General features: G+C 28.6%; 23 protein-coding genes. All 23 read right to left on the reverse strand.

The genetic code is table 11. The features are described 5' to 3' along the window. Nucleotides 1-136 precede the first annotated feature (136 nt). The 23 genes from phoU to I2E83_RS01615 all read right to left on the reverse strand — a co-directional run bounded on the left by phoU (nt 137) and on the right by I2E83_RS01615 (nt 24149). Nucleotides 137-793: a phosphate signaling complex protein PhoU gene (gene phoU / locus I2E83_RS01505; protein WP_195263664.1), complete on the reverse strand. Its 657-nt coding sequence runs from the start codon at nt 791-793 to the stop codon at nt 137-139. Between the two features lie 23 nt (nt 794-816). Beyond that, nucleotides 817-1566, reverse strand: coding sequence for a phosphate ABC transporter ATP-binding protein PstB (pstB, locus tag I2E83_RS01510; RefSeq protein ID WP_195263702.1), 750 nt, complete (start codon nt 1564-1566; stop codon nt 817-819). A gap of 43 nt (nt 1567-1609) precedes the next feature. Then, entirely contained in the window at nt 1610-2434 is an 825-nt protein-coding gene (gene pstA / locus I2E83_RS01515) for a phosphate ABC transporter permease PstA (protein ID WP_195263665.1), read from the reverse strand. 2 nt (nt 2435-2436) lie between these two features. Further along, entirely contained in the window at nt 2437-3324 is an 888-nt protein-coding gene (gene pstC, locus I2E83_RS01520; RefSeq protein WP_195263666.1) for a phosphate ABC transporter permease subunit PstC, read from the reverse strand. A gap of 60 nt (nt 3325-3384) precedes the next feature. Beyond that, the gene (locus tag I2E83_RS01525; protein WP_195428315.1) at nt 3385-4230 is read right to left on the reverse strand and encodes a phosphate ABC transporter substrate-binding protein; all 846 of its coding nucleotides are present in this window, start codon (nt 4228-4230) and stop codon (nt 3385-3387) included. Nucleotides 4231-4422: 192 nt separating this feature from the next. Then, on the reverse strand, nt 4423-6129 hold the full coding sequence (locus I2E83_RS01530) for an ATP-binding protein (RefSeq protein WP_195263668.1): 1707 nt from the start codon (nt 6127-6129) through the stop codon (nt 4423-4425). Between the two features lie 3 nt (nt 6130-6132). Next, on the reverse strand, nt 6133-6831 hold the full coding sequence (locus I2E83_RS01535) for a response regulator transcription factor (RefSeq protein ID WP_195263669.1): 699 nt from the start codon (nt 6829-6831) through the stop codon (nt 6133-6135). 12 nt (nt 6832-6843) lie between these two features. Next, nucleotides 6844-7581 (reverse strand): peptidoglycan editing factor PgeF, encoded by a 738-nt coding sequence (gene pgeF / locus I2E83_RS01540; RefSeq protein WP_195263670.1) that lies wholly within the window; start codon nt 7579-7581, stop codon nt 6844-6846. A gap of 161 nt (nt 7582-7742) precedes the next feature. Next, a complete protein-coding gene (gene nrdR / locus I2E83_RS01545; protein ID WP_195263671.1) occupies nt 7743-8198 on the reverse strand; it encodes a transcriptional regulator NrdR in 456 nt (151 codons plus the stop codon). Between the two features lie 80 nt (nt 8199-8278). Beyond that, nucleotides 8279-8596: a YlmC/YmxH family sporulation protein gene (locus I2E83_RS01550; RefSeq protein WP_195263672.1), complete on the reverse strand. Its 318-nt coding sequence runs from the start codon at nt 8594-8596 to the stop codon at nt 8279-8281. Between the two features lie 127 nt (nt 8597-8723). Next, a complete protein-coding gene (gene sigG, locus I2E83_RS01555) occupies nt 8724-9497 on the reverse strand; it encodes an RNA polymerase sporulation sigma factor SigG (protein ID WP_195263673.1) in 774 nt (257 codons plus the stop codon). A gap of 81 nt (nt 9498-9578) precedes the next feature. Beyond that, complete coding sequence (gene sigE, locus I2E83_RS01560) at nt 9579-10286, reverse strand: RNA polymerase sporulation sigma factor SigE (protein ID WP_195263674.1); 708 nt, start codon at nt 10284-10286, stop codon at nt 9579-9581. Nucleotides 10287-10294: 8 nt separating this feature from the next. Next, on the reverse strand, nt 10295-11092 hold the full coding sequence (spoIIGA, locus tag I2E83_RS01565) for a sigma-E processing peptidase SpoIIGA (RefSeq protein ID WP_195263675.1): 798 nt from the start codon (nt 11090-11092) through the stop codon (nt 10295-10297). A 218-nt stretch (nt 11093-11310) separates the two neighbouring features. Then, nucleotides 11311-12432 (reverse strand): cell division protein FtsZ, encoded by a 1122-nt coding sequence (ftsZ, locus tag I2E83_RS01570; RefSeq protein WP_195263676.1) that lies wholly within the window; start codon nt 12430-12432, stop codon nt 11311-11313. Nucleotides 12433-13016: 584 nt separating this feature from the next. Continuing rightward, on the reverse strand, nt 13017-14072 hold the full coding sequence (locus I2E83_RS01575) for a type IV pilus twitching motility protein PilT (RefSeq protein ID WP_195263677.1): 1056 nt from the start codon (nt 14070-14072) through the stop codon (nt 13017-13019). 117 nt (nt 14073-14189) lie between these two features. After that, nucleotides 14190-14885 carry an RNA polymerase sporulation sigma factor SigK gene (sigK, locus tag I2E83_RS01580; protein WP_008678288.1) on the reverse strand — a complete coding sequence of 232 codons (696 nt, stop codon included), beginning with the start codon at nt 14883-14885 and terminating at the stop codon, nt 14190-14192. A gap of 264 nt (nt 14886-15149) precedes the next feature. Continuing rightward, a complete protein-coding gene (locus tag I2E83_RS01585; RefSeq protein ID WP_195263678.1) occupies nt 15150-16763 on the reverse strand; it encodes a penicillin-binding transpeptidase domain-containing protein in 1614 nt (537 codons plus the stop codon). A gap of 64 nt (nt 16764-16827) precedes the next feature. Then, entirely contained in the window at nt 16828-17445 is a 618-nt protein-coding gene (gene udk, locus I2E83_RS01590; RefSeq protein WP_195263679.1) for a uridine kinase, read from the reverse strand. Nucleotides 17446-17466: 21 nt separating this feature from the next. Then, entirely contained in the window at nt 17467-18702 is a 1236-nt protein-coding gene (locus tag I2E83_RS01595; protein WP_195263680.1) for a U32 family peptidase, read from the reverse strand. 4 nt (nt 18703-18706) lie between these two features. Further along, the gene (locus I2E83_RS01600) at nt 18707-19351 is read right to left on the reverse strand and encodes an O-methyltransferase (RefSeq protein ID WP_195428317.1); all 645 of its coding nucleotides are present in this window, start codon (nt 19349-19351) and stop codon (nt 18707-18709) included. Nucleotides 19352-19399: 48 nt separating this feature from the next. Continuing rightward, entirely contained in the window at nt 19400-20407 is a 1008-nt protein-coding gene (gene mltG, locus I2E83_RS01605) for an endolytic transglycosylase MltG (protein ID WP_195428318.1), read from the reverse strand. 96 nt (nt 20408-20503) lie between these two features. Next, a complete protein-coding gene (typA, locus tag I2E83_RS01610) occupies nt 20504-22330 on the reverse strand; it encodes a translational GTPase TypA (protein ID WP_195263683.1) in 1827 nt (608 codons plus the stop codon). A 151-nt stretch (nt 22331-22481) separates the two neighbouring features. Continuing rightward, nucleotides 22482-24149 carry a ribonuclease J gene (locus I2E83_RS01615; RefSeq protein ID WP_195263684.1) on the reverse strand — a complete coding sequence of 556 codons (1668 nt, stop codon included), beginning with the start codon at nt 24147-24149 and terminating at the stop codon, nt 22482-22484. Nucleotides 24150-24210: the final 61 nt, after the last annotated feature.

The raw sequence follows: 24210 nt of genomic DNA on the forward strand, positions 1-24210 counted from the left end.
ATTTTTTGTGATAGAGAGCTTATTTAATTATAAGCATACCCCACCTAAGTATAATAATCACTTGATGTTATATTACATTAATAATAAATTCTAGTCAACAGAAAACATCCCCATTATAGGGGATGTTTTTCTTTATCTATTCATTTAAATCAACATAATTACCATTCTTAGAGAATATTATCCACTCACATATATTAGTGACATGGTCACCAACTCTCTCTAAATACTTAGATGCAAATAATATTTGTGTTCCTTGATTTATCATGGATTCATCTTTCCCCATTTTCTTTAATACAATCTCAAACATGCCTTGATAAATTTCATCTACTCTATCATCCATATCGCAAATTTCATATGCAGCTTTTTCATCTCCATTTACATAGGCTTCAATTGCAAGTTTTATCATGCTTATAATTATATCTACTATTTGCCAAATTGGTGCTATTTCATTTGAAAAATTTACCCCTTTAACTCTTGGAACTATCTTGCAAATATCTACTGCATAATCAGCCATTCGCTCAAGGTCAGTTACAATTTTAGATGTAGTATATATACTTCTTAAATCTCTTGCAACTGGTGATTCAGTAGCCATAAACTTTACACACTTTTCTTCTATCTCTCTTTGAAGATTATCCACCTTATCATCATTTTTCATAACTTTCTTTGCTAAATCTAAATCTTGATTTTTAAGCGCAGTCATACCGTCATATATTTGTTTTTCTACCAAGCTAGCCATTTCTATAAGTTCTGAGTTTAACAATTTTATCTTGTTGCTCATTACTTCTCTCATCATTTCAAATCACCTCTTATATATTTTTAACCGAATCTTCCTGTAATATAATCCTCTGTCCTTTTATCCTTAGGCTTATAGAATATATCTTCCGTATCAGCATATTCTATTACCTCACCATTTAAGAAAAATGCAGTTTTATCAGCAATTCTTCCTGCTTGTTGCATGTTATGAGTTACTATTATAACTGTGTATTTCTTTTTTAACTCTTCCATCAATTCTTCCATTTTATTAGTTGAAATAGGATCAAGTGCAGAAGTTGGCTCATCCATTAATATAACTTCTGGTGAAACTGCTATAGTTCTAGCTATACAAAGCCTTTGTTGCTGTCCTCCTGATAAACCTAAAGCACTTTTTTTGAGTCTATCCTTTACTTCATCCCAAAGTGCTGCACCTTTTAAACTTTTCTCAACTATTTCATCTAAAGCTTTTTTATCGCTTATCCCATGTAATCTAGGCCCATATGCTATATTATCATAAATTGACATTGGAAAAGGATTTGGCTTTTGAAAAACCATTCCTACCTTTGTTCTTAATGCTATAACATCTTTACTTTTATAAATATTTTCTCCATCAACTAGTATTTCACCATCAATTTTAACATTATCTATTAAATCATTCATTCTATTTAAGGTTCTCAAAAATGTTGATTTACCACATCCTGAAGGTCCTATAAATGCTGTTACTTTATTTTCTTCCAAATCTATGTTTATGTTTTTTAATGCTTGATTATCCCCATAATATAAATTCAAATTTCTTACTCTAATTTTAGGCATTAATTCCTTTGACATACTTACACCTCTTAGCTTTTATTCTTAATTAGTAATTTGCCTTACTAAATTTCTTAGTTATTAACTTTGCTAAAATATTTAAAATCAATATTATTGCTATTAATACTATACCAACAGCTGCTGCTTGTTCTATATCTCCAGATTCCTGGGTCACTAAATAGGATTGAACTGTTAGTGTTCTTGCACTAGACATTATCCCTTTAGGCATTTTAGCAACAGTACCTGCAGTTAGAAGTATTGCTGCCGATTCTCCGACTACACGCCCTACTGATAGTATTACCCCAACCAAAATACCTGGAATAGCACTAGGCACTATAACCTTATAAAGAGTTTGGAATCTTGTTGCTCCTAGTCCCAATGATGCTTCCTTATATGATGCTGGAACTGATTTTAAAGCTTCTTCTGTGGTTCTCATTATTACTGGCAATATAATTATTGCCACTGTTAGTGATCCTGCCAATAATGAATATCCAAGTTTTAATGTTACAACAAAAAATATTGACCCAAATAATCCATATACTATTGATGGTATTCCAGATAAACTTTCTGTTGCAAATCTTATAATTTTCACTAATTTACCTTGCTTTGCATATTCTGTTAAATAAATAGCAGCTAATATTCCTATTGGCGTTGCTACTATTATTGATATAAAAACCGTATATAAGGTAGCCACTATCATAGGTAAAATCCCACCATTACCTGATGCGGAATAATTTTTAGTTAAAAAACTTATATTTATATCTTTATAACCTTTTAAAAATATAAATCCTAATATAAATATTAATACTCCAACTGTGAGTCCGGCAGAAATCCATACTAATGCTTTTAGTAAATTTTCTTTAAATTTTCTCATATCTAATTACCTTCCTTATTAGAAAGTTTACTTAATACTAAGTTTAACAATAATATAAATAAGAACAATATTACTCCTGTTGCAAATAACATTTCTTGATGTGTTCCGAATGCATAACCCATTTCTAATGCAATATTCGTAGTTAAAGGTCTTACAGAATCCATTAATGAACTTGGAATTATAGCTGAGTTCCCTGCTACTAATATTATTGCCATAGTTTCTCCAATGGCCCTACCTATACCAAGAACAACAGCGGCTAAAATACCTGATTTTGCAGCTGGTACAACAACCTTAAAAGTTGTTTCTATATGTGAAGCTCCAAGAGCTAAAGATCCTTCTTTATATGATTTAGGAACTGCTCTAATTGCAGTTTCTGAAACTGTTACTATTGTTGGCAGCATCATAATTGCTAAAACTATTATAATCGCTAAAAGACTTTGCCCTTTTGGTAAACTGAATGTGTCCATAATCCATGGTACTATTACCGCTAAGCCAAATACCCCATATAAAACTGATGGAATTCCTGCTAAAAGTTCAACGGCTCCAGATATTATTTTACCAACTTTTTTAGGCGCAATTTCTGCTATAAAAATAGCTGTCAGTATTCCAATTGGTACTCCTATTATTAAAGATCCTAAAGTTCCAAAAATAGATGCTAGTACCATTGGTAAAATTCCAAATTGGTCAGAACTAGGAATCCACCTTGTTCCAAATAAAAAATCTTTAAAAGAATATCCTTTACTTACAAAAGGCGTTAATCCCTTATAAAATACAAAACATATAATTAACAATAAACTTATTACTGCAATTAGAGCACTTGCTAAAAATACTCCCTTTGATATATTTTCTATTAAGTATTTACTATTGTTGTTTTTTTTTACATTTAACATGCTTATCCTCTCCTATGAAAGTAAGAATGCTCGATAATGAGCATTCTTAATAACTCAAAGTTATTTAACTGGAATTAATTTATTTTCTTTAACTATTATTTGACCTTCATCACTTAAAATAAAATCAATTAGTTTTTGACCATTTTCACTTAAGTTTCCTTCCTTAGTTGCTAATAAGAATGGTCTTGAAATCTTATATTCTCCTGATTTTACTAAGTCAGCTTTTGGCTCAACATTTTCAACATTTACAATATTTACTTTGTCATCTAAGTATTCAAAAGATACAAATCCAATTGCATTTTCATTTCCTACAACTATTTCTTTTAATCCCCCATTTCCATTAGAAATCATTGCATCAGCTTTTAATTCTTCTGATTTATATCCAACTATTTGTTGGAATGCGTCTCTTGTTCCTGACCCCTCTTCTCTTGAAGATACAACTATAGGTGCATTTTTTCCACCTTCAATTTCACTCCAGTTAGTTATTTTTCCTGTAAATATTCCTTTTATTTGATCTAATGTGATATTTTTAATTGGATTATTTTTATTAGTTATTATTGCTATACCATCATAAGCTATAACCGTTGACTTAACTTCTTTTTCTTCTTCACTCTTTAGTTCTCTTGAAGACATACCTATTTCAGATATTCCATTTATAGTATCTTTTATTCCTGCTGAAGATCCTACTTGATTTATTTCAATTGATAAATTACCATTGTCACCCTCATACTTTTCTGCAATTTTTTCCATTAACGGTCCAACTGATGTCGACCCTGAAATTGATATTGTTACTGACTTTCCAGCACCTTCACCATTTTCTTCGCCATTACCGCAACCTACAAAAGCTCCTCCTATTATTGTAACTAATAAAACTGTACATATAAGTTTTAAGCTCTTTCTTTTCATAAATTTCTCCTCCAATTAATAATTTAATTTAATCTTTTATATTTATTAATTTTCTCTACATACTTATATTAATCCCTAAAAGTTAAGTAAATATTAGTTCAAAGTTAAGAAAAGTTATGATCTTGTTAAGAAAAATTAACACTACTTCAGATTTAAATACAAAAAAAGAAAAGGCAATACAGCCTTTTCTTTTTAATATGTAAAATCATTTATATTTATATTTTTTCTTAATTTTATTGTAAATTTAGTTCCTTTATTTAAAGTTGATTTAACAAAAATTTCTCCATTAAACATTTTAGCTATATGCTTTACTATGGCTAATCCTAAACCAGTTCCACCCTTAGCTCTTGATTTATCAACCCTATAAAATCTTTCAAATATTCTTGGTAAATCCTCTTTAGGGATGCCAATTCCATTATCTTCTACTTCTATATAGGTATAATCATTAACCTCATAAGTCTTAATACTTATTAAAGTTTTATCATTTGAGTATTTTATAGCATTTTCTACTAAATTCAATATCATTTGAAAGAATTTATCTCTATCTCCAATCAATTCATTTGTACAATTATTCGAAAAATCTATTTCAATTTGTTTACTATTCATCTGAGGAGTAACCATATTTATAACATCTTCTATTACCTTTGATGGATTAAACTTTTCATCTTTCATTTTATGATTATTTTCAATATTAGAAAGAATTAATATATCATTTATTAAATTGGTTAATCTTTCTGCTTCTTTATCAATTATATCCAAAAATTTATTTCTAGTAGGTGAATCCTCCACAAATTTAAGTGTTTCAGCAAAACCTTTTATGGATGTTAAAGGTGTTTTTAATTCATGAGATACATTTGCAACAAACTGACTTCTTATATTTTCAAGCCTTTTTATATCTGTTATATCTAAAACAGTTATTACTACACCTATTGGAATTTTCTTATCATTTATTATAGGAGCTTTCTTAATTCTAAGTTCTCTTAATATTGGATGAATAATTTTTATTTCTTTTGTTCCTATTGCTGGAATATTCTTCATAAAGCTTAATATATCATAATCAATTATATACTCTGAAATATTTTCTCCTATAATATCCTTTTGTATGCCAAACAAATTTTTAGCATATGGATTAATAAGCATTACCTTTTGCTTATTATCTACTGCAATTACTCCACTCTCCATACTTTCCAATATAGCTTCCAACTTATTTTGTTTATCTAGTGAATCACTAATTCTAGATTGCAACTGATCTGCCATATTATTAAAAGTGCTTGCTAATGATCCAATTTCATCATTTGTATATATACTAACTCTTCTACTATAATCACCATTTGCAATTTTATTAGTAGCAATTTCTAATTCCTTAACAGGATAAATTATAGCTCTAATCAGTTTTAAAGAAAGCCCTAATGATAATAAAATCACAAATACTATAACTATAAAATAATATATAATATAACTTTCAGAAAATACTTTTATTGTATATAAAGGTACAGATGATCTTACTAATATATTTTCATCTATTTTAGTTGCATAGTAAATAACATTTGTAGCTTCAGTATTACTATATCTAGTAGATGAAGCTTCTCCTCCTTCTAAAGCTTCAACTATTTCATCTCTATTTAAATGATTTTCAAGATTTTCCCCATCAGTATCTTTCAATACATTTCCATACTTATCCACAAAAGTAAATCTTACCTTTGTATTATTTATTTTAAACTCATCTAAATTGCCATCTTTAAAGCTATTTGATTTTATTACTAAATTATTATAAACAGATAAAATTTCTTTAGTTTTATCTATTTCTTTAATATTTACTAATGCTATAAAAGAACATGTTACAATTAGTAATGCAAAAATTACAGTTATTAATGATGATGCTAATATTCTCTTCTTCATAAATTAGTTATTAGGATTAAATCTGTATCCTACTCCTCTTATAGTTTCTATAAACTTTGGATTTTTATCATCTACTTCTATCTTTTTTCTTAAATATCTAATATGAACATCTACAGTTCTCGTTTCACCAACATACTCATATCCCCATATTTTATCTAGAAGAGTTTCTCTAGTTAATATTTTCCCTTTATTTTTAATTAATATTTCTAACAGCTCGAATTCCTTTAGTGTTAAATCTATTTTTTTATCAGATATAATTACTTCTCTTCTATCAAAGTTTATTAGAATTCCCTTAGTCTTAAATATCTCCTCGCTTCCCCCTAATGACTTGGTTCTTCTTAAAACTGCTTTTATTCTTGCTAATAATTCTCTTATTGAAAAAGGTTTTGTCATATAATCATCGGCGCCAAGCTCAAGCCCTAATATTTTATCTAACTCTTCTCCTTTTGCTGTTAACATTATAACCGATATATCTTTAGTATCATTATCACTTCTTATAGCTTTACAGACATCATATCCATCTAATCCAGGAATCATTAAATCTAATAGTATAAGCTTTGGATTTTCTTCTTTTGCTAGTTTAACAGCATCTATTCCATTATTAGCAGTTAAAACTTTATAACCTGAATTCATTAAATTATAGCTTATAAGTTCTACTATATGGTCCTCATCATCAACTACTAGTATTTTTTCTTCTGCCATTAATATTCCTCCCTATTTTATAAATGCAAATGAAAATAGTCTTCCGTAAGTACCAACTGATTTTCTATATGAATATAACTTTATATTCTTCTCACAATGTGTACATAAATTTAGTGAATATATATTATTTTCATTTATCCCAAATTCTCTTAAATCTTTTAAGATACATTCTTGCATACTTAAATTTTTTCCATCAAATAATTTATCTTCTTCTATCATGGTCTTTTCTATAAATTTTTCTTTCAATTCTTCAGAGATTTCATAACAACACTTTCTTATATGTGGTCCTATAAAAACCTTTGTTTCATTTATATCTATATTAAACTCATCCTTCATTCTTAATAAAGTCTTCAAAGCTATTGAGTTAAATGTTCCCTTCCACCCACTATGAATAGTTGCTACTATATTACTTTTTTCATTCACTATTATTATTGGCACACAATCTGCTGTAAACACCCCTATTGCTATATTTTTCTCTTTTGTAATTAAAGCATCTCCTTCTTCATCTTTTATATTTATATAATTTTTGTCATAAGTATAAATTTTATCACTATGGATTTGATTTAAATAAACAATATCACTTAAATCAAAATCTTTTATTATACTTTTTAAATTATTAACTCCATCCTCTGTATGTCTATTAAAACTTCTATCTTTTTCTGCTGTTGAAAAAACTAGCTCTATTTTTCCTAAATCATAAACTAAAAAATCTTTTTTTAACTTAAAATCCCTTACAGATAAGTTTATCATGTAGTCACCTCTTTAATTTGTTTTAATACATTTTACCATTTATTAAGTATGTTTTCTATTTTTTTTTACTTTATTAATCATGTTTTAACTTACTTTTAACCTTGTTTTTTACATAAAAAAAGTTAACTTAAAATAGAAAATTTCTACTTTAAGTTAACTTTTTATTCATTAGATACCAAATTTTTAATTTCTTCTAAAAAAGTATTTATATCTTTAAATTGTCTATAAACGGAAGCAAATCTAACATATGATATTTCATCTAAATTTTTAAGCCTCTCCATTACCATTTCTCCAATGATTTTAGAATTAACTTCTGTTATCATTTTATTTGAAATAGCCTTTTCAACGTCTTCTGCTAACTCTTCTATTTGTTTTCTTGATATTGGTCTTTTTTGACAAGCTATAATTAGACCATTAATTATCTTTTCTTTATTAAAATTTTCTCTTGTCAAATCTCTCTTAACAACTAATATCGGAATATCTTCAACCTTTTCATATGTAGTATATCTTTTGTTGCAGTTCAAACATTCTCTTCTTCTTCTAATAGTAGTATTATCATCTGTAGATCTAGAATCTACTACCTTACTCTCTTCAAAGGAGCAAAAAGGACATCTCATTTTATTCACGCCTTTCCTAAGTATTGTCTTAAGTATATATAGATTATACAGATTTTTTTAGAATTTTACTAGATATTATTTTATAAATTAAATCCTTCTATATCAGAACTATCAACTAATATAACTTCTACTCCTGCTTTTTTAACCTTACTCCATGGTATTTCTAAATCTTCTTCCTTACTAAACCAGCCCTTCGCGGTTCCTGGTAATATTATTGATATAACCTTACTTTCTTCTATATTAATAACAAAATCTTTTATATATCCCATTTTCGATCCTGTTTTAATATCTATGACTTCCATAGTTCTTAATGCATTTAAAGAATGTAGTAATAAATCATCTTCTTCTACTTCAGAATACATTTCATTTTCAGTTTTAATATTATCAAATAATCCCATAAAAAATCCCCCTTTAAATAATCGCCTATAATAAATATTCTTATGTTCTTAAGATTTAATTTATTCAATACAAAATTAATAGCATGTACATCTTTTATTATTTTAAAAGAGCTCTATTAAAAGAGCTCTATACATACTTTCTCATATGCTTTAATGCAGTTTTCTCCAATCTTGAAACTTGAGCTTGAGATATTCCTATTTCGTCAGCAACTTCCATTTGAGTTCTTCCATTAAAAAACCTTAATGTTAATATAAGCTTTTCCCTATCATTTAACTTTTTCATTGCCTCTTTTATAGATATATTTTCAAGCCAATTTTCATCACTGTTTTTTGAGTCACTTATTTGATCCATAACATAAATGGCGTCTCCACCATCATGATATATAGGCTCAAATAGAGATACTGGATCTTGTATAGCATCTAATGCAAATACTACTTCTTCTCTTGGTAAATTAAGTTCTTTAGCTATTTGTGAAACAGTAGGTTCTTTGTTATTTTCCTTTATTAGTTTATCTCTTACTAATAAAGCTTTATAAGCTATATCTCTTAGTGATCTACTAACCCTTATTGAGTTATTATCTCTTAAATATCTCCTTATTTCCCCTATTATCATTGGTACTGCATAAGTTGAAAATTTAACATTTTGACCTAAATCAAAATTATCTATTGCCTTCATTAGCCCTATACAGCCCACTTGGAATAAGTCATCAACATTTTCACCTCTATTATTAAATCTTTGTATAACACTTAAAACCAATCTTAAATTACCTTTAATAAAAGTTTCTCTAGCACCCTTATCTCCATCTCTCATTTTTAAAAGTAACTCTCTTTTTTCTTTTTCTTTTAATATAGGTAGTTTTGAAGTATTTACTCCACATATTTCTACTTTATTAATAATCAAGCTCATCAACCCCTTCGGAAGTAATAACATACTGCATTAAAAATTATCCCCGAGAGTGATTAATTTTATACTAAAGACAACCTATATCATTTTATTGATTTCTTTTTTCAATCGATTTATTATTTTCTTTTCTAACCTTGAAATATATGATTGAGATATTCCAAGCATATCTGCAACCTCTTTTTGAGTCTTTTCTCTAGTACCATTTAAACCAAATCTTAGCTTAACTATTTCTTTTTCCCTATCATTTAAATGCTTTAATGCTAAAAATAATAACTGTCTATCAACCTCATCTTCAATCAAATTATAAACAATATCATTTTCAGTTCCTAAAATATCTGATAATAAAAGTTCATTACCATCCCAATCAATATTTAATGGCTCATAAAAAGATATTTCTGCTTTTACTTTACTATTTCTTCTTAAATACATTAAAATTTCATTTTCTATACATCTAGAAGCGTACGTAGCTAATTTTATCTTTTTCTCTGGATTAAAAGTATTAACCGCCTTTATTAATCCAATAGTTCCTACAGAAATTAAATCCTCTACGCATACTCCTGTGTTTTCAAATTTTCTTGCTATATATACTACTAATCTTAAGTTTCTTTCAATTAATATATCCCTTATAGATTCATCACCATGTATAAGTTTCTCTACAAGTTCTTCTTCTTCCTCCTTTTTTAAAGGTGGTGGAAGTGCATCATTTCCTCCCACGTAATGGACTTCATTCTTAAAAATTTTAAGTCTTTGTAAAATTCTATTTATTAATACTCTTAAATTCATCATATTCTCACCTATATTACTCCTCTTGATAATAATGCGTTAAATTCATTTTCCTTACTTAATTTATTTTTACAGCTACAAATTATAGCTTCTATAGTTCTCCATTCTTTATCTTCTCCACGAATTCTTACTTTTTCACTTTTGAACCCCTTTAAATTTCCTTCCTCTCCAATAGTGCTATAAGGAATGTAAAATTCTTCATCCTTTTGTATCTCAAATCCATTTAAAAAATCATTTTCTATTATAATACAAGGCAAATTAGTAACAGGCTCTCTTAAAGCATTTCCAGTATCTAATAATCCTTTAATAAATAATGTGTTTTTTTCATCAGATATTTCAATTTCATATATAAAATTATTAATTACAGCTCTTTCCCTTAAGTAATCTACTACCCTAACTATAACTATGTATAGTATCATTATTGATATTAATAAATACTTCATAGAATAATTACTTATTTTAAAAGAATCAAAGATACTGTACTGGTTGTCCATCAACGAAAAACTAAAACAAAATCCAGCTAGTGTAAATGACATAATTAAAAATGTTATTGAAGCTTTTATAATACTAAGTATTTTAAAACTTTTATTTGAAATTGTGACCATTATTAAGACTACTAAAAGTTTAAATGGTAAAGATGTTAAAATACTATTTTCAAAGAATAATACTATCGTATAAAGCGATCCAATTACAGCTGCAAAATAAATAGTTTTATTATATTTATACCTAGACACCTTCATAGTAATTAATAATAAAAATAGATTTACAATAAAATTTTCTATTATAAGTATATCTATGTAAACTACCATATACATCTCCCCCCTCGTACTTAAATTATAAACTGTTACTCTTTAAAATTTTGTCATAAAAACTCTTCGCAAAATATATTTTCATCTCTTATTTATTACATATAACTACAGTTATTTGATTATTATAATAAAAAAAACAAAGAAGTACTATAATTGTTAATGCGCATTAAAAACAAAAAAGACTAAGAAAGTATGACTTTCTTAGTCTTTTTAATTAACTATTTTCTTGATCTTAAAAAGCTTGGTATATTTACACTGTCAGTTTCAATATCTAAAAGAGGATCTACTCTTTTTGTAGGCTCGGATATTTCAACTTCCTGTTTAATTGGTTGCTCTTTAACTACTTTCTTCTCAAATACCGGTTCATGATGTAATATTTTATTGTTATCTTCCTCAAATCCTGTAGCTATAACTGTTATTCTAATTTCATCAGACAGTGTTTCATCTATAACAGCTCCAAATATTATATTTGCATCTGGATCAGCCGCTTCTCTAACGATATCAGCTGCTTCATATACTTCTATAGCTCCAAGGTCTACTCCACCTGTAAAGTTAATAATAACTCCTGTTGCTCCATCTATTGATGTTTCAAGTAATGGAGATGAAATAGCTTGTCTTACAGCATCTTGTGCTTTAGTATCTCCAGTTCCATGACCGACTCCCATATGAGCAAGCCCTTTATTTAACATAACAGTTTCTATGTCTGCAAAGTCAGCATTAACTACCCCTGGAATAGTTATAAGGTCAGATATAGCTTGTACCCCTTGTCTTAATACCTCATCTGCTAATTTAAATGAGTCTAATAAAGTTGTCTTCTTATCAGCCATACTTAGTAATTTCTCATTTGGTATAATAACTAAAGTATCAACAGCCTTCATAAGGTTTTCAATCCCCATTTCCGCATGTCTCATTCTTCTTTTACCTTCAAAAGGAAATGGCTTAGTAACTACACCTACAGTTAGTATGCTCATAGACTTAGCTATTTCTGCAACTACAGGAGCTGCACCAGTACCTGTTCCACCGCCCATACCAGCAGTTATAAATACCATGTTTGCTCCCTTTATAGCTTCAGCTATTTCTTCTCTACTTTCTTCTGCTGCTTTTTTTCCTATTTCAGGATTAGCACCAGCTCCTAGCCCCTTTGTTAACTTTTCTCCAATTTGGATTTTAACATTAGCATGAGATAGCATTAAAGCTTGTTTATCTGTATTAACGGCAATAAACTCAACGTTTTTTAGCCCTTCAGCAATCATTCTATTAACGGCATTTCCTCCACCGCCTCCGCAACCAATTACCTTAATGTTGGTTAACTCTTGCATATCTACTTCGAAATCTAACAAAATAATTCCTCCTTTAGAAAATATCTACTAGTAATTTTTCTACTTTGTTTCTTCTCTTCATTCATTTACTAATCTCAAATTCAATAATAATATATCTTCGTATATTAATTTTACATCATACTGTACCTTTTTAACAATACTTTAATATCCTAAATAAGAAAGATTTTGTTATTTAAAGACAATAAATGTATATTCTTGGACTTTCACTTGTATTTTTTACTTATATTCTTTTTAATTACTATTAAAATTTAGAAATCAATGTAAATTTTATTTACTTTTATAAATATAACCATAATTTTTATAATTAAATTTAATAAAATTCAATTATATTTTATCATCTACAGTGAAATAACTCAACCTTTTCGTTAATATTATGATTATTTTTAAAGAAATCATCCGTACTTCTTTTAATAACACTCCCTTTATCCATGTATAATAAGCTTTTCTTATTATCTATTGTTAAATACATTTAAAATATATAAAAAAATATTTATAATCTTATATTCAACAAAGATTCTAAATTTCCTCTAATAAGTTATACTATTTTATAAATTTAATAAAAAAAACAGAGTATAAACTCTGTTTTATAACATCATTATTCTTTTTATAGTATCTCTATCAACTGAATATGTTAATGCAGTTTCTCCACTTATGATTCCCTTTTTATATAATTCTGCTAACGCCATATCCATAGTTTTCATTCCATATTTTCCACCTGTTTGAATTGCTGATTCTATTTGATGTGTTTTACCTTCTCTAATCAAATTTTGAATACCCGGTGTTGTAGTCATTACCTCTAAGGCCGCAACCCTTCCTTTATTATCTTCAACTGGTACTAATTGCTGAGATACAACACCTTGTAATACCGCTGCTAATTGTACTCTTATTTGTTGCTGTTGATGCGGTGGAAAAACATCTATAATTCTATCAATAGTTTTAGCAGCTCCTATTGTATGTAGTGTGGAGAATACTAAATGACCTGTCTCTGCTGCAGTTATTGCAATTGAAATAGTTTCTAGGTCTCTCATCTCCCCTACAAGTATAACATCTGGATCTTCTCTTAAAATAGCTCTTAGTGCACTTTGATAACTTTTGCTATCTTTTCCTATTTCTCTTTGATTTATAATGCAATTATTATGCTTATGAAGGTATTCTATTGGATCCTCTAATGTTATAATATGGGCCTCTCTTGTATTGTTTATTTCATTTATCATGGCTGCTAATGTTGTACTTTTGCCACTTCCTGTTGGCCCAGTAACTAATACTAATCCTCTTTGCTTTTGAATTATATCCTTTATCACTTTAGGATGCTTTAATTCATCTAAACTAGGTATTTTTAATGCAATTACTCTAATAGCAATAGCATCACTGTTTCTTTGTTTAAATATATTTACTCTAAACCTTCCTGTTCCAGAAATAGAATACGATGTATCCATTTCACCAGTTTTATTATATAACTCAAAATTTTCTCCTAAAATTTCTTTTGAAAAATCCCTTAATGCACTTGGCATTAGTTTTTCAGTTCCTAATTTGATCAAACTTCCATTAACTCTTATAGTTGGAGGTAACCCAACTGTCAAGTGCAAATCTGATGCACCCTTTTCTATTGTCTCATTTAATAAATCATTCAACACATACATAATTCTATATCCTCCATGTTGCTAGACTATGTCTACTTTAATTTATTCGATAAAACTTTTCATATTCCTTCTTTATATTACATAATATTTCAACATAGGATATATGTGTTTATAACACTATTTTGTTGATAATTCTTTTTTCAATTTCTTTAAAGCTTTCTTCTCAATTCTTGAAACATATGATCTTGATATTCCTAATAATGCTGCTATTTCCCTTTGGGTTCTGCACCTACCATCAATAAGACCATACCTCATTTTCACAATTTCTCCTTCTCTTTCGCTTAATGAAACACATATTTTATTATATAATTGCTTAATTTGAAGGTTACTTTCAACTTTTTCTAAAACAGAATCTTTTTCACTACTTAAGACATCAATTAAGCAAATTTCATTTCCTTCTTTATCAACTCCAATAGGATCCTGTAAATAAACTTCATTTTTTTGTTTTTTATTATTTCTAAAAAGCATTAATATTTCATTTTCTATACATCTTGATGCATAAGTCGCTAATCTAGTTCCTTTTGATGCATCAAATGAATCTATTGCCTTTATAAGCCCAACAGTTCCTATAGATATTAGTTCGTCAATGTCTTTATTTGGGAAATTATATTTTTTTACTATATGTGCTACTAATCTAAGATTTCTTTCTATTAATATACTTTTTGCTTCTTTGTCCCCATTTTTTAAAAGTTTTAAATATTGCTCTTCTTCTTCTTCATCAAGTGGTTTTGGAAATGTATTATTGCCTGAAATATATCCTGTTAAAAATACAGAATTACATAACAGCTCTATAATATTAGATAAAAAAAACACAGAACTTCCTCCTCGTAGTGCTTATTATATAATATGATGAAATCCGAAAATATTGCTTGTGTTTCTTAAAATAAAGTTGGAATATTTTTTTATATTGTTATATGAGTCATTTTTCATTATTATTAATTTTTTATATCCATATATAATACAACTTATAAAATCATATTATCTCATAAAATAAAAACTGTTATAAAATCAACACAGATTTTATAACAGTTTTATTATTTATAATAATTTTATATTTTTTTATTAAAATTAAGCTTCTTATTTCTTAGTTAATGATGTAACTATATCTCTAAATATAGGAGCTCCAGTATTTCCTCCTCCAAGTTCTCTTCCATCTGGATGTTTTTCTCCGATATTAGGGGCAATAACCACTATAGTATACTTTTTGCCATCCATTTCAAAATATCCAGCAAACCACCCATGATTAGTACCACCATTACCTGTTGATGTACCAGTTTTACCTCCAATATTAACACCTTCTACCTTAGCTTCAAACCCTGAACCTTCCCAAATTACTTTAGACATAGTTTCCTGAGCTAGTCTTGCAGCAGTTTGACTGAATACCCTTACCTGCTCTTCTTTAAATTCTTTTACAATATTATCATTATCATCTACTATTGACTCAACTATAGTAGGCTTTATATAAACTCCATCATTAACTACTGTATTATATAATCCAGCCATTTGTACTGGAGTAACCATTATAGTTTGACCTATTGAAATATTATTCATACTATTTTCTAAAGTAGGCTTTACTCCTGAAGCTTCATTTCTATTTTCACCTTTTAAGTTTAAAACTGGTTTAAATAATCCCATCTTTTCTAAGTAAGTCATCATTTCATCATAGCCAACTTTTGCCCCTACTTTTGCAAAAATATCATTACATGATACTTTTAGTGCATCCTCTACTGATAAATCGCCATGACCATAAGGTTTGCCATTCTTGCTACAAATCTCACCAGTACAAGAAAAAACATCTGTTGGACTTATAATACCTTTATCTAATGCAATGGTTTCTGTTATTACTTTAAATATTGACCCTGGTTCATAGCCTAATTGCTCTATTCCTAAATCTACATTAGCTTGAGTTTCATCCTTCTGAACCATAGCTTTTATCTTCCCTGTTTCAACATCAGATACTACTACGCCAACATTTTTTAAAAATGCATAATCCTCTTTTTTAAGTACTTCCCTAACTTTATCTTCCCAAGTTTCATCTACAGTTAGTTTAATATTATTATTATTTTCTAAAGTTAGCTCCCCATCTCCATAAATAGCTTTTTCATCTAAATAAAATTTAGCTTCTGGATAAGTATTATTTTTTATATAAGAATTTAAATCGTATTCTAGTGATCCTTCAATAACATTTTCATCAGATATATTAGCTAAAAAATTACTTGTCTTCCAAGCTTCTTTAGTATCAACTTCATCATATGTATAGGTATATATTCCTTTTATATTCTTTAATTTATTTACTTTATTAAAAGTTTCCTCACTAACATTATAGTATATTTTACCATCATTTTTCATAACATCTGAATAGTTAAAATCAGGCTCTTCAGATTTCATGATAAAATTTAAGGCCATTAAATCTTCTAATGTCTCTTCATAGTTATTAAGCATAAAAGGCTTAGTATCTAATATTACTATATATTTTTTATTATAATCCATCATGTCCTTTCCATTAGTATCGAAAATTCTATATTTCATCTGAGATAGATTTTCTGATTGGTAATTTTGCATTTGTCCCGAAACATTGGATGATGGATGTATCTGAAGAAAGTATAATCTTACAATCAATAAAGATATAATTATTAAGTAACTCCCCATTATTATTATAACTCTTTTTAAATTCACTCTATTTTTATTCATTATTAAAAAAACACCTCCCTAGGCTTAATTCTAGCCTTTAGAGGTGTTTTCTATACATTTTTTTCTATTTTATTATATCTTTTATTTTAGTCACAAGTATATCAATTGCAACTTTATTCTGTCCACCTTCTGGAACTATAATATCTGCGTATCTTTTTGTTGGTTCTGTAAATTGCATATGCATAGGTCTAACAACATCTAAATATTGACTAATAACTGAATCTACAGTTCTTCCTCTTTCATTAATATCTCTAACTAATCTTCTAAGGATTCTTATATCAGCATCAGTATCAACATATACCTTTATATCTAACAGCTCTCTAAGTCTTTCATCTTCTAATACCAATATACCTTCAACGATTATGATATCTTTAGGCTCTATCCTTACTGTTTCTTTAGCTCTATTATGATTTGAAAAATCATAAATAGGCTTATCGATAGCAATTCCATTCATTAAATCGCTTAAATGTTTAATTAGCAAATCATTATCAAATGCCCTTGGATGATCATAATTTGTTTTTACCCTTTCTTCCATAGATAAATGACTTTGATCTTTATAATACATATCTTGTTGTATCATTACTATACATTCATTAGAAAAACTTGAATATATGGCATCTGCAATGCTACTTTTACCAGATCCTGTTCCCCCAGTTATTCCAATTAAGATTGGCTTTTTCATTATAGTTCCTCCTTCTTATGTCTATAGCTCTAAAACTTTCTTACCTTTAATTAACATATCTTTTTCTTTTAATGGAGTCTCAACTTTAGCTTTAAATATCATATGTGCTCTATTCGCAACATTAGTTTTAACATCTTTCTCCACATCAAACATTTCTTCAAGTTTTACATTGAAATTAGGTGTATGAGCTCTTAAAACTTCAACTTCATCTCCTTCAAAAACTCTATTTTTTTGAAGGATAGTTGCTTCTTTAGTTTCAGGATCATAACTTTGAACAATACCTACTATATCATAATCTCTAACATAAGATGACACATCATAATTTTGTTCTCCAGTCTTGCCAAAGAAGAAACCTGTATGATATTGTCTATGACTTATTTTTAATAATGTATCCATCCATTCTTGCTTAAATTCATAGCCTTCAGGATTTGCCATATATGAATCAACAGCTTCTCTATATGCTTTAACAACTGAAGCTACATAAAATTCACTCTTCATTCTTCCTTCTATTTTTAATGAATGAATCCCGCTCTTAATAAGTTCTGGTATATGCTTTATCATACATAAATCTTTTGAATTCATTATATATGTACCATTATCATCTTCTACAACTGGATAATATTCGCCTGGTCTAGTTTCTTCAACTAAATAATACTTATATCTGCATGCATTTGAACATATTCCCTTGTTAGCATCTCTGCCTAACATATAATTTGAAATAAGACATCTACCTGAATATGCAATACACATTGAACCATGTATGAATACTTCTAATTCGCAATCCTCTGGTATATTTGCTTTTATTACATTAATTTCATTTAAAGTTAATTCTCTAGCTAAAACTACTCTCTTAACACCTTGTTCATACCAAAACTTAGTTGCCATCCAGTTAACTGTATTAGCTTGAGTACTTAAATGTATTTCTAAATCTGGTGCTGCTATTTTAGCTGCCATTACTATTGATGGATCTGCAGCTATAATTGCATCTATACCTAAATCATATAATCCTTTAATGTATTCTTCTACACCTTTTAAGTCATGGTTTCTTGGAAATACATTCATAGTTACATATAATTTTTTCCCTCTATCATGACAGTATTTTACACCTTCTGCCATTTCTTCGTTTGTGAAGTTATCTGAAAAAGCTCTTAAATTAAGCCTTCCTCCACCTATATATACTGCGTCTGCTCCAAAGTCTATTGCAATTTTTAATTTTTCTAGGCTCCCTGCTGGTGCTAAAATTTCTGGTTTTATCATATTTTTACCTCCTTTTAGTCACTGCAATTCCATCCCCCATTGGTATTACAGAAGTTATTAAATTTTTATCATTAGATACTAATTCTAAGTATTCTCTCATTCTTTTTACTATTGTAATTTTTCGTCTTTTTACTAATTCATTAGATGCAACCATGCCTCTAAACAAAACATTATCTGCTACTATAATTCCATCATCTTTTAACAATCTTAAACAATGTGGTAAAAAATGATTGTAGTGACCTTTGCCAGCATCCATAAATATTAAATCATATGGTTCTTTTAAATCCTCTAAAATTTCTAGACAATCTCCTTCTTTAATCTCTATTTTCCCTTCGAGATTATACTTTTTTAAATTTTCTCTAGCATATCTTATCATATTTTCATCACGTTCTATAGTAGTAATAGTTGGTTTCGTACCTGAAGCTTCGTACATTAATATCGCTGAATATCCTATAGCTGTTCCAAGTTCTAAAATCCTTAAAGGTTTTTTCATACTAACCATAAATTCTAGAAATTTAGCTGTTTCTTTTTGTGCTATTGGAACCTTATTTTCCTTAGCAAAATCCTCTAAATCTCTGTATTTATCACAAGCTTCAGGTATTAAACTTCTTATATATTCTTCCATATAATCATGGGTTATTCCACTCATATTACTCCTCCGAATAGCGGCTATAATTTATAACATTAAGTTTTTATCTTAATATCCAAGTTCATCTTGTTTTTTCATAAAATCTTCATAGTTATTAGTAAAGTAATGGGTTTTATCATTTTGTAAAACATAAAATAAATAATCTGTTTCATCAGGTTTTAGTGCAGCTTTTATTGATTCTAAACCTGGATTAGAGATTGGTCCTACAGGTAATCCATAATTTTTATATGTATTATATGGAGAATTTGTTTCTAAATGACTATATAATACTGTATCTACATGTTCACCTAATGCATATATTACAGTTGCATCTATCTGTAACATCATATCAATATTTAGTCTATTGATTATTACAGATGCAATCATAGGCCTTTCAGAATGAACTATTGCTTCTTTCTCAATCATTGATGCAATTGTTATTACAGTTTCAATATCTTCATCCTCAATATTTGTATTTGTTTCTTCCATTGCTTTATTAAGAATTTCTTTAAATCTTGAAACCATTTTTGTAATTATTTCTTTAGGTGTTTCTCCAACTTTTATTAAATATGTATCTGGAAATAAATATCCTTCTAAATTATATCTTTTTTCACTATTTATTTTTACAAATGACGGCAACTCATATTCTTTTATAGCTTTAATAAAATCCTCTTTACTACATATTCCTTGTCTTTCCATTTCCTCACTTATGTCATCTATTGTATATCCTTCAGGAACTGTAAACTTCACTATATTTAGTGACGATTCATTAGTTAATTTATTTATTAATTCATTAACACTTAAATCTTTTTGTAACACATATTCACCTGGTTTCACATCTATGTTTTTTCCTGAAACCTTAACAAACAATTTAATAAGCGGCAGACTTTTAATTTTTTTTTCTTTTGCTAAAGTATTTATTATACTATAAAAACTATCCCCTTCTTGTACATTGATAACTATGTCTTCTGAAGTGTTTAATGGTTTATTTATTACTCTTTTAAATAAAACAAACAAACTTATAATTAGTATTAAAATTATTATTATGGGAATTGTTTTGGATTTAAATTTTCTCATAAAAACCCCCTACATATAAAGTAAATAGCCTATTATGGCTATTTACTTTATTATAATACTTTTTTTTATACTTATAAAGAGATTTTATTTCATTTATTATTTTTTACTTCTACTTGATATTCTTCTTCTTTCAGCTGCATCTAATACTCTTTTTCTCATTCTTATATTTTCAGGTGTAACTTCAACTAATTCATCTGCATTAATAAATTCAAGACATTGTTCTAATGACATTGGTCTTGGTGGTGTTAGCTTAAGTGCATCATCTGATCCTGATGCTCTAGTATTAGTTAACTTTTTACCTTTACATACGTTTATATCTATATCTTCTGCTCTTGAACATTCACCAACTATCATTCCTTGATATACAGGAATTCCAGCTCCAATAAATAATGTTCCTCTTTCTTGTGCATTAAATAGGCCATATGTTATTGCATCACCATCTTCAAATGAACATATTGATCCTCTACTTCTTCCTGGAATTTCTCCTTTATATTTATCATATCCATGGAATACATGGTTCATTATACCATTACCTTTTGTATCAGTCATGAATTCACTTCTAAATCCAATTAAACCTCTTGCTGGAACAACAAACTCTAATCTTGTATAACCATTTACTGCTGAAGTCATATTTACCATTTCAGCTTTTCTTGGTCCTAATTTTTCCATAACAGGTCCCATAAATTCTTCTGGAACGTCTATAGTTAAGTACTCCATAGGTTCTAACTTTTTACCATTTTCTTCTTTAAAGATAACATTGGCTTTTGAAACCTGGAATTCATAACCTTCTCTTCTCATTGTTTCAATAAGAATAGATAAGTGTAGTTCCCCTCTTCCTGAAACTTCGAAGCAATCTGAAGATACTTCATTAACTTTTAAACTTACGTTTGTTTCTAATTCTTTTAATAATCTATCTCTTAAATGTCTTGATGTAACAAATTCACCTTCTCTACCTGCAAAAGGAGAATCATTAACCATAAAGTTCATACTTAATGTAGGTTCATCTATTTCAACAAATGGTAGAGCTTCAGGTTCTTGGGCATCTGCTATAGTTTCCCCTATATTACAATCAGGAATACCACTTAATGCAATTATATCTCCAAGTGAAGCTTCTTGAGCATCTTCTCTATTTAATCCGTTATATGTAAATATACTTGAAACCCTATAATTTGTTGTACTACCGTCTTTTCTTACTAAAGCAACTTGTTGATTCTTTTTAACGGTTCCTCTATGTATTTTACCAATAGCTATTCTTCCTACATATTCATTTGTATCTAATGTAGTTACAAGCATTTGGAAAGGTCCATCTATATATCCCTTTGGAGGTTCTACATTTTCTAATATAGTTTCAAATAATGGAACCATATCAGTATTTGTATCCTCAACATTATATCTTGCAAATCCTTCTCTTGCAGATGCATAGATTATTTGGAAATCTAATTGTTCATCATCTGCTCCAAGCTCTAGGAATAATTCAAATACTTCATCAATTACTTCTTCTGGTCTTGCATTTGGTTTGTCTATCTTATTTATAACAACTATAGGTTGTAATCCAAGTTCTAATGCCTTCTTTAAAACAAACTTAGTTTGAGGCATTGGGCCTTCGTAAGAATCAACTACTAATAAAACAGAGTCTACCATCTTAAGTACACGTTCAACTTCTCCACCGAAGTCAGCATGCCCTGGAGTATCTACTACATTTATTTTAACCCCATTGTACATAATAGCTGTATTTTTAGAAAGAATTGTAATCCCTCTTTCTTTTTCTAAATCATTTGAATCCATTACTCTTTCTTCTACTTTTTCATTGTTTCTAAAAACGTGACTCTCTTTTAATAAAGCATCTACAAGTGTAGTCTTACCATGGTCAACGTGAGCTATTATAGCTATATTTCTTATATCATCTCTACTTATTAAATTCATTTAATTTCCTCCAGTATATTTTTAATGTAAACCTATAACTTATTTTTCCCAAAATAAAATTGGATACACCTGTATCCAATTTTTTTTAAAATTTATATCTTAGACTATATTCCATTCTAAGATTATTATTGCAAAATGTCAACCTTACAGATTATATTTCCATTATTATTGGTAATATCATAGGTTTTCTTTTTGTCTTTTCATATAGATATCCTCTTAGTTCATCTCTTACTTTAGACTTTAAGCTTGCCCAATCAGTTATATTATTTTCTTCACACTGTCTTAAAGCATCCTTAACTATTTCTTTAGCCTCGTCCATTAATCCCTCAGATTCTCTAACATAAACAAATCCTCTAGATATTATATCAGGTCCTGCAATAACTGAATTGTTCTCTTTTGATAAAGTTACTACAACAGTTAAAATACCATCTTGAGATAAATGTTTTCTATCTCTTAAAACAATATTTCCAACATCTCCAACACCCAATCCATCAACAAAGACTTGACCTGAATTTACAGATCCATTTCTTCTAATACTACTTCTATTAACTTCTATAACTCCACCATTTTCAGGAATTATAACATTTTGTTCTGGCATACCTAGAGATATTGCTAGCTCACCATGTTGCTTTAAGTGTCTATATTCACCATGAACCGGTATAAAGAACTTAGGTTTTACTAAACATTGCATTAACTTCAATTCTTCTTGACATGCATGCCCAGATACATGAATTTCTGCTAATGATTTATATATAACTTCAGCACCCTTTTGGAATAATTGATTTATAACCTTAGAAACCAATTTTTCATTTCCAGGAATTGGCGTTGCAGAGATTATTACAGTATCACCTTCTACAATGTTAACCTTTCTATGCTCTGAACTTGCCATTCTTGCAAGTGCTGACATCGGTTCACCTTGACTACCTGTAGTTATAATTACTACTTTGTCATTTGTGTACTTGTTGATTTGATCTATGCTGACCAAAATATCTTTTTCAAATTCTAAATATCCAAGTTCCGCAGCTACAGCTACTATATTTTCCATACTTCTTCCTGATACTGCAACTTTTCTTCCATGCATACTTGCTGCATCAATTATTTGTTGTATTCTGTGTACATTAGATGCAAATGTTGCAACGATAATTCTACCTTTTGCTTTCGAAAATAATCTTGCAAAACTTTCACCTACTACTTTTTCAGACATAGTGTATCCTGGCTTTTCAACATTTGTTGAATCAGCCATCATTGCTAACACACCTCTTTTACCAATTTCAGCAAATCTTGCAAAATCCATTGGTTCTCCATCTATAGGAGTGTAGTCAATTTTAAAATCTCCTGTGTGTAAAACTACCCCAAGTGGAGTGTGTATTGCTATTGCAACTGAATCTGCAATAGAATGATTTGTTTTTATAAACTCTACTGAAACTGAGTTTAATTTAATTACATCTCTTGGTTTAACTCTTATTAATTCTGTTGAACTTAATAATCCGTGCTCCTTAAGCTTAGTTTCAACAATTCCAAGAGTTAATTTTGTTCCATATACAGGTACATCTAATTGTTTTAAAACATAAGGTAATGCACCTATATGGTCCTCGTGCCCATGAGTTAAAAATATCCCTCTTATCTTATCTTTATTTTTTAATAAATAACTAATATCTGGTATTACTAAGTCAATACCGAACATATCTTCATCTGGGAATTTCAAGCCGCAATCTATAACTACTATATCATTTTTATATTCTATTGCAGTTATATTTTTACCTATTTCATTTATCCCACCTAAAGGAATAATCTTAACTTTTGCCTTCTCGTTTTTCAATATGTCCCCTCCTTCTTCCTAAAATATGTATTACAAAGGTTGTCATCTCCATAGAGAGGAT

This window comes from Clostridium sp. D46t1_190503_E9, assembly GCF_015555225.1.
Lineage (GTDB): Bacteria > Bacillota > Clostridia > Clostridiales > Clostridiaceae > Clostridium.

Coding starts and splice junctions, on each gene's coding strand:
- nrdR (WP_195263671.1), bottom strand. CDS start 8,198: ATGAGATGTCCTTTTTGCTCCTTTGAAGAGAGTAAGGTAGTAGATTCT.
- I2E83_RS01600 (WP_195428317.1), bottom strand. CDS start 19,351: ATGAGTGGAATAACCCATGATTATATGGAAGAATATATAAGAAGTTTA.
- I2E83_RS01530 (WP_195263668.1), bottom strand. CDS start 6,129: ATGAAGAAGAGAATATTAGCATCATCATTAATAACTGTAATTTTTGCA.
- mltG (WP_195428318.1), bottom strand. CDS start 20,407: ATGAGAAAATTTAAATCCAAAACAATTCCCATAATAATAATTTTAATA.
- sigE (WP_195263674.1), bottom strand. CDS start 10,286: ATGATGAATTTAAGAGTATTAATAAATAGAATTTTACAAAGACTTAAA.
- I2E83_RS01575 (WP_195263677.1), bottom strand. CDS start 14,072: ATGTATGTGTTGAATGATTTATTAAATGAGACAATAGAAAAGGGTGCA.
- I2E83_RS01585 (WP_195263678.1), bottom strand. CDS start 16,763: ATGAATAAAAATAGAGTGAATTTAAAAAGAGTTATAATAATAATGGGG.
- I2E83_RS01525 (WP_195428315.1), bottom strand. CDS start 4,230: ATGAAAAGAAAGAGCTTAAAACTTATATGTACAGTTTTATTAGTTACA.
- pstA (WP_195263665.1), bottom strand. CDS start 2,434: ATGAGAAAATTTAAAGAAAATTTACTAAAAGCATTAGTATGGATTTCT.
- pstB (WP_195263702.1), bottom strand. CDS start 1,566: ATGCCTAAAATTAGAGTAAGAAATTTGAATTTATATTATGGGGATAAT.
- I2E83_RS01535 (WP_195263669.1), bottom strand. CDS start 6,831: ATGGCAGAAGAAAAAATACTAGTAGTTGATGATGAGGACCATATAGTA.
- pgeF (WP_195263670.1), bottom strand. CDS start 7,581: ATGATAAACTTATCTGTAAGGGATTTTAAGTTAAAAAAAGATTTTTTA.
- pstC (WP_195263666.1), bottom strand. CDS start 3,324: ATGTTAAATGTAAAAAAAAACAACAATAGTAAATACTTAATAGAAAAT.
- I2E83_RS01550 (WP_195263672.1), bottom strand. CDS start 8,596: ATGGGATTATTTGATAATATTAAAACTGAAAATGAAATGTATTCTGAA.
- udk (WP_195263679.1), bottom strand. CDS start 17,445: ATGAAAAAGCCAATCTTAATTGGAATAACTGGGGGAACAGGATCTGGT.
- I2E83_RS01595 (WP_195263680.1), bottom strand. CDS start 18,702: ATGATAAAACCAGAAATTTTAGCACCAGCAGGGAGCCTAGAAAAATTA.
- phoU (WP_195263664.1), bottom strand. CDS start 793: ATGATGAGAGAAGTAATGAGCAACAAGATAAAATTGTTAAACTCAGAA.
- spoIIGA (WP_195263675.1), bottom strand. CDS start 11,092: ATGGTAGTTTACATAGATATACTTATAATAGAAAATTTTATTGTAAAT.
- typA (WP_195263683.1), bottom strand. CDS start 22,330: ATGAATTTAATAAGTAGAGATGATATAAGAAATATAGCTATAATAGCT.